General features: G+C 64.5%; 8 protein-coding genes and 1 rRNA gene. All 9 read right to left on the bottom strand.

Annotated elements, in window-relative coordinates; genetic code table 11:
• Positions 1 to 119 (bottom strand): 16S ribosomal RNA (locus DL891_RS16285); the annotation flags it as partial.
• 576 nt (positions 120 to 695) lie between these two features.
• A complete protein-coding gene (gene tyrS / locus DL891_RS16290; RefSeq protein ID WP_111721549.1) occupies positions 696 to 2,003 on the bottom strand; it encodes a tyrosine--tRNA ligase in 1,308 nt (435 codons plus the stop codon).
• Between the two features lie 113 nt (positions 2,004 to 2,116).
• Positions 2,117 to 2,740: a DNA-3-methyladenine glycosylase gene (locus DL891_RS16295; protein WP_111721556.1), complete on the bottom strand. Its 624-nt coding sequence runs from the start codon at positions 2,738 to 2,740 to the stop codon at positions 2,117 to 2,119.
• A gap of 26 nt (positions 2,741 to 2,766) precedes the next feature.
• Positions 2,767 to 4,188, bottom strand: a complete 1,422-nt coding sequence (argH, locus tag DL891_RS16300) for an argininosuccinate lyase (protein WP_111721550.1) — start codon at positions 4,186 to 4,188, stop codon at positions 2,767 to 2,769.
• Between the two features lie 44 nt (positions 4,189 to 4,232).
• Positions 4,233 to 5,162 (bottom strand): ornithine carbamoyltransferase, encoded by a 930-nt coding sequence (argF, locus tag DL891_RS16305; protein ID WP_111721551.1) that lies wholly within the window; start codon positions 5,160 to 5,162, stop codon positions 4,233 to 4,235.
• On the bottom strand, positions 5,159 to 6,340 hold the full coding sequence (locus DL891_RS16310) for an acetylornithine transaminase (RefSeq protein WP_255563111.1): 1,182 nt from the start codon (positions 6,338 to 6,340) through the stop codon (positions 5,159 to 5,161). Before DL891_RS16310 ends, argF begins: the two co-directional genes overlap by 4 nt.
• A gap of 14 nt (positions 6,341 to 6,354) precedes the next feature.
• Positions 6,355 to 7,245 (bottom strand): acetylglutamate kinase, encoded by an 891-nt coding sequence (gene argB, locus DL891_RS16315; protein ID WP_198668964.1) that lies wholly within the window; start codon positions 7,243 to 7,245, stop codon positions 6,355 to 6,357.
• Positions 7,245 to 8,396, bottom strand: a complete 1,152-nt coding sequence (gene argJ, locus DL891_RS16320; protein ID WP_111721554.1) for a bifunctional glutamate N-acetyltransferase/amino-acid acetyltransferase ArgJ — start codon at positions 8,394 to 8,396, stop codon at positions 7,245 to 7,247. Before argJ ends, argB begins: the two co-directional genes overlap by 1 nt.
• Complete coding sequence (argC, locus tag DL891_RS16325; protein WP_111721555.1) at positions 8,393 to 9,439, bottom strand: N-acetyl-gamma-glutamyl-phosphate reductase; 1,047 nt, start codon at positions 9,437 to 9,439, stop codon at positions 8,393 to 8,395. The genes argJ and argC overlap by 4 nt, the downstream gene beginning before the upstream one ends.
• Between the last annotated feature and the right edge of the window lie 550 nt (positions 9,440 to 9,989).

The raw sequence follows: 9,989 nt of genomic DNA on the forward strand, positions 1-9,989 counted from the left end.
GTGTTACTCACCCGTTCGCCACTAATCCGCCGGAGCAAGCTCCAGCCTCATCGTTCGACTTGCATGTGTTAAGCACGCCGCCAGCGTTCGTCCTGAGCCAGGATCAAACTCTCCGTAAATGTTTGATTGACTAACCAAGCGCAACTGCAAGCAGCGCAACCCGGCGTCACATCTAGTGCAGACAACCACCGGAATAGGCGGACCATCTGCAAGTTTGAAACTGACAGAACAAATCATTACTGACTTGCTTTGTTGTTTAATCATTTTCCAAAGGAATCCCTGACCACCAAAGTGGCCTGGGGTTTTTGGCATTTGACATTGTGCACGCTGTTGAGTTCTCAAGGATCAGACGCACCTGGTTCGAAGCCTCTCAGCCTCGCCCGCCAGGGCAACTTCTCTATCCTAGTTCATTTATCTCGCGACTGCAAACTGTGGGAGGGAATCCTTGTGATGGATATTTACTCGCGTTGTTGCGGGGCCGCCATGAACCAAGCTTTATAATCTTACGCATTTGCTCTCCCACGTACAAGCCGTGAGCGATATCTGCGAGGATCTCGTCCCGCGTGAGGCCGGAAGCTCTGAGGCTCTCCGCACCTTTGGGGTGACGAGTTAGTACTCTACGGGGGCTTCGGCGCGGGTGCCAAACTGCGCTACATCCCGGGCGTGTCGCGCTTCGCGGCGCCACTCTTCGGGAGCTACTCGACGAAGACGCCCGCCAAAGACTTCTTGCCCCGGCGCAGCACCGTCATCCCGCCCGGCAGCGTGTGCTCGGCGACGGTCGCCAGCGGATCGTGGATCTTCTGGTTGTTCGCGTAGACACCGCCGGCCTCGACGGCACGACGGGCGGCACTCAGGCTGTCCACCAACTCGGTATCCACCAATGCCTGCACAATCGGGGTGGACCCGAGGGTTGTGGTGTGCTTCAGGCCGCGAAGCGCAGCCTCCAGCGTCGCCGCATCCAGCGTCGCCAGGTCACCCTGGCCGAACAGCGCCTGAGACGCCGCTATTGCCGCCTCGGCAGCATCGACACCGTGCACCAGACTGGTGGCCTGCCACGCCAACTCGCGCTGGGCCTCACGGCGGAACGGTTCGGTGGCGACCAGCGTCTCGAACCGGGTGATCTCGTCGCGGGTGAGAAAGGTGAAGACCTTGAGCCGGGAGATCACGTCGGCGTCGTCGGTGTTCAACCAGAACTGGTAGAACGCGTATGGGCTCACCATGGCCGGATCCAACCAGATCGCGTTGCCCTCACTCTTGCCGAACTTGGAGCCGTCGGAGTTTGTGATCAACGGGGTGCCGATCGCATGGACGCTGACGCCTTCGGACTTGTGGATCAGCTCAATTCCACTGGTCAAGTTGCCCCATTGGTCGCTGCCGCCGGTCTGAAGCACGCAGCCGTAGCTGCGGTACAGTTCGAGAAAGTCCATTCCCTGCAGCACCTGGTAGCTGAACTCGCTGTAACTGATGCCGGCTTCCGAGTTCAACCGGGCGCTGACGGCGTCTTTCTTGAGCATGGTTCCCACCCGGAAGTGCTTACCGATCTCCCTCAGGAAGTCGATCGCCGACAGTGGTCCGGTCCAGTCCAGGTTGTTCACCAGGCGGGCGGCGTTCTCACCCTCGAAGCTCAAGAACTTCGACACCTGCTTCTCAAGCAGCTCCACCCAGTCGGCGACAGTGTCGCGCGTGTTCAGGGTGCGTTCGGCTGTTGGCCGCGGGTCGCCGATGAGGCCGGTCGAGCCGCCGACCAGGCCAAGGGGCTTGTGGCCGGCCAGTTGCAGGCGGCGCATCAGCAACAGTTGCACCAGGTTGCCAAGGTGCAGGCTCGGTGCGGTCGGGTCGAAACCGCAGTAGTAGGTGATCGGTTCGCCGGCCAGCAGCTCTTTCAGCGCCTGCTCATTGGTAGAGACGTGCACGAGTCCGCGCCAACGGATCTCCTCCCACACATCGTCGAACGAGGGGTCATTGTGCTGGGCGCCGAGGGCGTCAGATGGTTCGTTGCTCACTGGTCTACCGTAGCAACCGAACCGGGTGCGTCGGAGATCAGGACAGATCAGACGAACAGTTCACACCCCTCCACCTCGACGCGACACCGATGCCAAACGGGCCCCCATCGGCCTCACGCAATCGGCCGCGCGAGTTTGGGGTGCCGCTTGTACGCCGAGACCGTGGGCTCGTTGGGGATCCAGAACCGAAACAGATATTCCTCGGTGCCTCCCGGCCCATTGATACCGGTGCGCGGCCCAGACAGGTAGTCGGATGTGTCACCGGTGACGTTCAAGGCGAACGGCAGCTTGCTCAGGTCGGAGCCGTTGTCGGCCAGGTCGATGCCCATCGCGACGGTCAGGCAGCCCGGCCCCCGAGCCAGGTTTCTGTCGGAGACGCGCGGCCCCCGGCGCGAGCGAGCAAGCTCAATGCCCTCGACAACTTCGCCCCCGCGCAGGAGCAAACCGCTGGCTGTGCCGTCTGGCTGGCATACCACGTTGGCGCAGTGGTGCATTCCGTAGGTGAAGTACACATACAGGTGTGCCGGCGGGCCGAACAGGGTCGAGTTTCGCCGGGTCTTGCCGCGGTGGGCGTGCGCGCCCGGGTCCTCACCCACCCCGAGGTAGGCCTCCACCTCGGTGATGCGCACAGAAACACGGCCCTCGTCGCTGTCTCTGGAGATGACCGAGCCGAGCAGGTAGGGCGCGACCAGAAGCGGAGACCTGTTGAACAGTTCCACGTTGAAAGTGGCGTTCATCTCCTCCCCGTTCGAGCCGGTTGCAGTCACAGGTCGCCGAGGTGCGTTCCGATGTCACGAACACGCGCCGTCAGCGCAGCCAATTGCTCGGCGACCCGATTCGGAGCTGTACCGCCGACACCATCCCGGCTGCGCACCGATCCGGCGATGTCGAGCACACTGCGCACCTCCGGCGTGAGGTGCGGAGAGATCGCGGCCAACTGCACATCATTCACCTCGTCGAGGTCGAGCCCGCGCTCTTCGGCGAATTGCACCATGGCACCGCTGATCTCGTGGGCCTCGCGGAACGGAACCATCTGCTTCACCAGCCACTCCGCAACGTCCGTGGCAAGCGAGAACCCCTGCGGGGCGAGTTCGGCCATCCGGTCAGTGTGAAAGGTGAGCGTGGCCACCATGCCGGTGAAAGCGGGCAGCAGGGTGGTCAACGTGGTGACCGCGTCGAAGACCGGTTCTTTGTCCTCCTGCAGGTCACGGTTGTACGCCAGCGGCAGCGCCTTCAAGGTGGCCAGCAAGCCGGTGAGATTTCCAATCAGCCTGCCAGATTTGCCCCGGGCGAGTTCGGCGATGTCGGGGTTCTTCTTCTGCGGCATGATCGACGACCCAGTCGAATAGCCGTCGTGCAGGGTGACGAACCCGAACTCGCGGGTGTTCCAGATTATGATCTCCTCGGCCATTCGAGAGAGGTTGATACCGATCAGCGAGGTGATGAAGGCGAACTCGGCCACCACGTCTCGTGCCGCCGTGCCGTCGATCGAGTTCTCGCTGCTGGTGGAGAAACCCAGCTCATGCGCAACCGCTGTGGCATCCAGCCCGAGGGTGCTGCCGGCCAGGGCACCAGAACCGTACGGCGAGACGTCGGCGCGCGCATCCCAGTCGATGATTCGCTCCAGGTCGCGCACCAGTGGCCAGCAGTGCGCCAGCAGGTGGTGACTGAGCAGCACCGGTTGGGCGTGTTGCAAATGGGTGCGGCCGGGCAGGATCGCGTCGGGGTGCGCGTCGGCCTGGGCGGCGAGCGCATCGATCAGCGAGATTACCTGCCGGGCGATGATGCGCGCCTTCTGGCGCAGATACATGCGGATCAGGGTGGCGATCTGGTCGTTGCGGCTGCGGCCGGCGCGCAGCTTGCCGCCGAGTTCTGGTCCGGCGATCTGGATCAGGTGGCGTTCGAGTGCACCGTGTACGTCTTCGTCGGAGGCGAGCGGGGTGATGGTGCCGTCGTTCACGCCGTTCAGGAGAGTTTCCAAGGCATCAAGCATGCCGGTCTTCTCGTCAGGGGTGAGATAGCCAGCCTGCGCCAGAGCCTTGGCGTGCGCCTGGGAGCCGGCGATATCGAACGGTGCCAGTTGCCAGTCGAACCCGGTGGAGCGGCCGAGCTCCACCAGTTCGGGCGAAGGCCCGGATGCGAACCGGCCGCCCCAGAGTGCGCCCTCGTTGGTACTGGCCGTCATCGTCTCTCCTCGATTGTCACTCGTCAAGTCTATTCGCGCGCCGGTCAGTCCTCGGCTCGCTCCAGCAGCCACAGCATGAGGGCCTTCTGCGCGTGCAGCCGATTCTCGGCCTGATCCCAGATCACGCTCTGTGCTCCGTCGATCACGTCTGCTTGCACCTCGAATCCACGGTCTGCGGGCAAGCAGTGCAGGAAAATGGCATCGGGTGCGGCGAGAGACATCAAGGACTGGTCGACCCGATACGCACCGAACCGGGCCACCCGCTCCGCCTTCTCTGCCTCCATTCCCATCGATACCCAGGTGTCGGTGACGACAACGTCAACGCCTTTGACCGCTTCGCCCGGGTCGGTGAACAGGGTGATCGAACCACCGGTCTGCGCGGCGATGGCAGTTGCATCCGCCACCACTCGGGGACTCGGACCATACTCGTTCGGCGATGCGATGCGCACGTGCATGCCGGCCGTCGCGCCGGCGAGTAGATACGACTGCGCCATGTTGTTGCCACCATCACCCAGGAAGGTGACGGTGAGGCCGGCCAGACGCCCGCGGTGTTCTCGGATGGTCAGCAGGTCGGCGAGCAGTTGGCAGGGATGGAAATCGTCACTCAACGCGTTGATCACCGGCACCCTGGTGCCATGCGCCATCTCCTCGAGCCCGGCCTGACCGTAGGTGCGCCAGACGATGGCGGCCACCTGCCTCTCCAGCACGCGGGCGGTGTCGCTCGCGGTCTCCTTGCCGCCGAGCTGACTGCTCGCGGTGGAGATGATCAACGGCACCCCGCCCAGATCGGCGATCCCCACCGCGAACGACACCCTGGTTCTGGTCGACGACTTGTCGAAGATCACCGCGACCGTCTTCGGGCCGGCCAGCGGTTTGTGCCCGAAGCGATCCTTCTTGAGCGTGTCGGCCAGGGCGAGTATCTCACTCTGTTCGGCCGGGCTGAGGTCATCATCACGCAAGAAGTGTCGGGTCATGCTTGGGCCTCCAGGGCTTGGCAGAAGATGGACTGGAACTCGGCGATCTCTTCGTCGCCGATGATCAACGGGGGTGCGATGCGGATGGTCGTGTCGTTGGCGGCGTTCACGATCAGCCCGTGGGCGAGCGCGTGGGCGGCGACCTGTTTCGCGACCGGCGCTGAAAGGCCGATCCCGATCAGCAGCCCCTCACCGCGCACATCAGCCACCAGTGGCGAGTGGATCGACTCTATCGCCTCACGCAGTTGGACACCGCGGCGGCGTGCGTTTCCGAGCAGGTCGGCTCGTTCGATCTCGCCCAGTACGGCGTTTGCCGCCGCCGCCGCCAGCGGGTTGCCGCCGAAGGTGGTGCCATGGCTGCCGGGACCGAACAAAGTGGATGCCTGGCCGAACGTGACCAGGGCACCGATCGGCACACCGCCGGCCAACCCCTTGGCCAGCGTCATCGCGTCGGGCACGATCCCTGTGCCCTGGAACGCGAACCAGTGGCCGGTGCGGCCGACTCCGGTCTGGATCTCGTCGAGGATCAGCAGTGCCCCGGCCTCGCGGGTGATCCGGCGGGCCTCGGCCAGGTAACCGGGCGGCAGTTCGACCACACCGGCCTCCCCCATGATCGGCTCGACGAACAGAGCGGCCACATCCGGCCCCATCGCCTCGGCGAGCGCCTGGATGGTGGGTTCGATGTGATCGATACCGGGGATCAGCGGCGCGAACGGACCGCGCAGTGCGCTTTGTCCGGTCAGCGCGAGTGCGCCTGTGCTGCGGCCATGGAACGAGCCCTGCAGACTGAGGATGCGGGTGCGCGTGCCGTCACCAGAGTTCAGCTTCGCCAGCTTCAGGGCGCCCTCGTTGGCCTCGGTTCCCGAGTTCGCAAAGAACACCCGGGTCGCCTCGTGCCCGCCGGTCAGGCGCACGAGCCGTTCAGCCAGTTCGACCTGCTGCGGAGTGGAGAAGTAGTTCGACACGTGGACGAGTTCAGCGGCCTGCTTCGACACCGCATCGACGAGTGCCGGGTGCCCGTGTCCCAATGCGTTGACCGCGATGCCGGACAGGAAGTCGAGGTAACGGGTGCCGTCGATATCCCAGACGTGGCACCGGTCACCACGCACCAGATGCGCCAGCGGAGTCGGCGACGAACCCATCATCGCGATGCTGAATCGTTGTTTCCAGTCACTCACTGAGCTGTCTCCGTTCACAACACCACTTCCGTTCCACTGCCGGTCTCGGTGAAGATCTCGAGCAGGGTCGAGTGCTTCTGGCGCCCGTCGATGATGGCCGCCTTCGCGACCCCGGCGCGCACGGCATCCAGACAGGCGATCATCTTCGGAATCATGCCCGACTCAAGGCTCGGCAACAGGTGGTCGAGTTCGTCGGCGGTGATCGTGGAGACCAGCGATTCCCGGTTGGGCCAGTCACGATAGAGCCCGGCGACGTCGGTGAGAATCACGAGCTTTTCGGCTTCGAGGGCGCTGGCCAGCGCCGCGGCCGCCGAGTCGGCGTTCACGTTCAGCAGTCCGTCGCCCGAGGCATTCGGGGCAATCGAAGAGATCACAGGGATGCGGCCGGCGGCGATCTCATCGAGCACCGGCTTCGGGTTCACCTGCACCACATCGCCGACCAGGCCGAGGTCGACCATCATCCCGTCGACAACGGTGCCCCTCTTCTCAGCGGTGAACAGTCCCCCGCTCAGCCCGGACAGGCCGGTGGCCAGGTCGCCATACTCGTTGATCAACGAGGTGATCTCACCGTTCACTTCGACCGAGAGCACCTCACGCACCACTTCCATCACCTCGGGGGTGGTCACTCGCAGCCCACCACGGAACTCACTCGTGATCGACCGCTCGGCGAGCCGGGCGGAGATCTGCGGGCCACCGCCGTGCACCACGACCGGGTACACGCCGACATGCTGGAGAAAAACCATGTCCTGGGCGAATGCGCGTTGCAGGTCGACGTCGACCATGGCGTTTCCGCCAAACTTCACGACGATGATCTTGCCCTGGAACCGTTTCAGCCACGGCAGCGTCTCGATCAGGACAGCCGCTTTCGCCGCGCTGGACTCCACTGATTCAGTCATAACGCGCATCAGCTGGAGTACGCACTGTTCTCATGCACGTACTCGTGCGTGAGGTCGTTGGAGAAGATCATCGCCGTCTTCTCGCCTGCCTTCAGGTCGATCAACACGTGAGCGCGACGCGGAGTGAGGTCGACGAGTTCCCGCGGCTGGTCGGGGCCACCGTTTGCACACACCCGCACGTCGTTGATTGTGACGTCGACCCGATAGGGGTCGAACTCGGCCTGCGTGGTGCCGATGGCGGCGAGTACCCGGCCCCAGTTGGGGTCGTTGCCGAACACGGCCGCCTTGAACAGGTTATTGCGTGCGACCGAACGGCCCACCTCGACCGCGTCGTCCTCAGTGGCGGCGTTCACCACTTCGATGTCGATGCAGTGGCTCGAGCCCTCGGCGTCCATCTGCAGCTTTTCAGACAGGTCGTGGCACAGTTCGGTCAGCGCGGTCTGGAACGCGGCTGCGTCGGGTTCGACCCCAGAGGCACCTGAGGCCATCAGCGTGACCTGGTCGTTGGTCGACATGCAACCGTCGGAGTCGAGCCGGTCGAAGCTGAGCCGGCACGCCTCACGCAGGGCCGTGTCGAGGTGCGCGGCGCCGAGCACGGCATCCGTGGTCACGACCACCAGCATCGTGGCCAGGCCCGGTGCGAGCATGCCGGCTCCCTTGGCGATGCCGCCGATGCTCCAGCCGTCTCCGATGTGCACCGAGGATTTCGGCACCGAGTCAGTGGTCATGATCGCGCGGGCGGCGTCATCGCCGCCGCTCGCGCTCAAGGAGACCGCCGCCTCGGCAACACCCGCTGTCAGCTTCGCCCGGTCCAGCTGCTCTCCGATGAGGCCGGTGGAACAGACCAGTACGTTGCCCGTATCGATGCCCACTGCGTGGGCTACAGCGGCTGCGGTGGCCCGGGTCGTCTCGTAGCCCTGGCTGCCGGTGAAGCAATTGGCTCCGCCAGAGTTCAACACGATCGCCGTCGCGGCCCCGTCCTGGATCACCTTCTTCGACCACAGGATCGGGTTCGCCTGAGCACGGTTGCTGGTGAAGACGGCGGCGACCGCGGGTTGTGGGCCCCGGTTCACGACCAGGGCGAGGTCCAGGCCGCCCGATGCCTTCAGCCCCGCGCTGACGCCCGCGGCTTCGAAACCTTGAGGTGTGGTGACGGTCATGGTGCGACTCCGTTCGTTTGCAGCCCGGAACTCTCTGGGAGGCCCAGAGCGAGATTGGTGGATTGGATGGCAGCGCCGGCAGTCCCCTTGACCAGATTGTCGAGGGCCGTCACGGTGACGACGCGACCGACGGCTTCGTCGACAGCCACACCGACCAGCGCGATGTTCGCACCAAGCGTGTCGGCCGTGCGCGGGAACGTGCCCTCAGGCAGCAGTTCGACGAATTTCTCACCGGCGTATGCATCCTGCCAGGCCGAACGCACATCTGCGGCCGAGACACCGGCGGCGAGCCTCGCCGTGGAGGTGGCAAGGATGCCACGGGACATCGGCACCAGCATGGGTGTGAACGAGATGCTCCCCGTCGCCCCGCCGGCCGCGGCCAGGTTCTGCAATATCTCCGGCGTGTGCCGGTGGCTGCCGCCCACAGCGTAGGCGTGCGCGGAGCCGTGGATCTCGCTGGCCAACAGGAGCGGGTTCAGCGCCTTGCCGGCCCCGGAAGTTCCCACGGCGAGCACCGCGCTGAGGTCGCCCGGTTCGATGACACCCGCGTGGATGCCGGGGGCGAGCCCCAGGGTGACCGCGGTGGCGTTGCACCCGGGCACGGCGATGCGTCGCGCACCACGCAGCAGTTCGCGCTGCATCCGGCCGTCGGCGAGGGGCAGTTCGGGCATCCCGTAGGTCCAGGCGCCCTTGTACTCACCGCCGTAGAACTGCGCCCATGCCGCCTCATCGGTGAGCCGGTGGTCGGCACCACAGTCGACGACCAGCGCCGCGTCGCCCAATTCGTCGGTCAATGCGCCGGATGCCCCGTGCGGGAGGGCGAGAAAGATCACGTCGTGCCCGGCCAGGTTCTCAGCCGTGGTCGGGGTGAACACCAGGTCACCGGCGGTGCGCAGGTTCGGGTGCACATCGACCACCCGCTGGCCCACATTGCTGTGCGCGGTGGCCGTCATCACCTCGAGGTCGGGGTGGGCGGCGAGCAGCCTGAGCAATTCGCCACCGGCATAACCACTGGCGCCGGCTACGGCAACGGATAGAGACATTGGTCTCCCTTGTCTTGAGAAGGTGAACTGTCTTGAGAAGATGAACGGAGGTCGTGGGCGGCGGCGGTTCGCGGATGTCTACCGGTGAGACTACTCACCGAAGTCACGCGAGTCGACGCCTACGGTCGCTCGTTGGTGACACGGCGTCGCGGGAACACTGGCAGCGCTGGGCCTGCCTGGTTCATACCTGCGTCGCGAATGATGGTCACACAACGACCCTAGCGGATCCATACGGGCCCGATGAACGGTGCCCAGACGCATGTCGAAGAACGCCCGTACCATCAGGCGACGGCGACGAACATCCGTGCCGTGATCATGCCAAACGCAATATTTCACCACAAACGCAACGAATCTTCAGGAATTCGCTCGGTGCTCCAGAGCACTTTTGCTCGTCGAGTGTGCAGTAGTTGGGGTTATTCGCTTGGCAATGTCAAGTGGTCGGGGCAACGTTGGGGTTCATGCTGCTTTGAGCAGCATGTTCAGCCGGTTGGCTGGGGTTTCAAGGTTCAGGGTCGGCCGGGGTCGGCGGTTCAGTATCGCCGCAACCCGG

The sequence above is a fragment of the Homoserinimonas sp. OAct 916 genome, assembly GCF_003260275.1.
Lineage (GTDB): Bacteria > Actinomycetota > Actinomycetes > Actinomycetales > Microbacteriaceae > OACT-916.